We start from the raw sequence: 636 nt of genomic DNA, 5'->3' as shown, positions 1-636 counted from the left end.
ATTCGGACATCCCCGGATCAAAGCTTGCTTACAGCTCCCCGAGGCAGTATCGTTGTTCGCCACGTCCTTCATCGGCTCCTAGCGCCTAGGCATCCTCCGTGTGCTCTTAGTAGCTTAACCAGATGCTCCGGTTTCGACTGCTCACTTCCCTTGGTTTGCTTGCGCAAATCCAAAAGTCGTTCCCATTCGATACCATCGCAAAGCAGTTTTCGCTAATATTGAAACTTGTTTGACACAAGTTCAGCTAGGATGATTGTTGATCGGTCACTTGAACCGAACAAGCATTCATCCCTAAAAGGAATGTTCTAATTCGCAATTTTCGTTTCGATATCTAGTTTTCAAAGAACAAGCTAAATAGACGAAATTCTTTGGTGGAGCCAAGCGGGATCGAACCGCTGACCTCCTGCTTGCAAGGCAGGCGCTCTCCCAGCTGAGCTATGGCCCCTCAAATTCCATCAAAACTGAACAAATGGATAAGTAACGATGTTGCTGTTGCAGGTTCAGTGAACCCGCTTATTTGAATGTTTCCGCTACGGGAAACGATTCTCCATAGAAAGGAGGTGATCCAGCCGCACCTTCCGATACGGCTACCTTGTTACGACTTCACCCCAATCATCTATCCCACCTTCGGCGGCT

General features: G+C 48.1%; 1 tRNA gene and 2 rRNA genes. All 3 read right to left on the bottom strand.

Going from position 1 to position 636, the window contains the following annotated elements:
* Positions 1-120: ribosomal RNA gene (locus MH144_RS30650) — 23S ribosomal RNA — on the bottom strand; the annotation flags it as partial.
* Between the two features lie 249 nt (positions 121-369).
* Positions 370-445: transfer RNA gene (locus tag MH144_RS30645), tRNA-Ala, on the bottom strand.
* Between the two features lie 108 nt (positions 446-553).
* Positions 554-636, bottom strand: a 16S ribosomal RNA gene (locus MH144_RS30640); the annotation flags it as partial.

Source organism: Paenibacillus sp. ACRRY (assembly GCF_022346995.1).
In the GTDB taxonomy this organism is placed as follows: domain Bacteria; phylum Bacillota; class Bacilli; order Paenibacillales; family Paenibacillaceae; genus Paenibacillus.
Note: the sequence above shows the minus strand (reverse complement) of the source record. Positions and strands in the feature narration are given on the sequence as shown.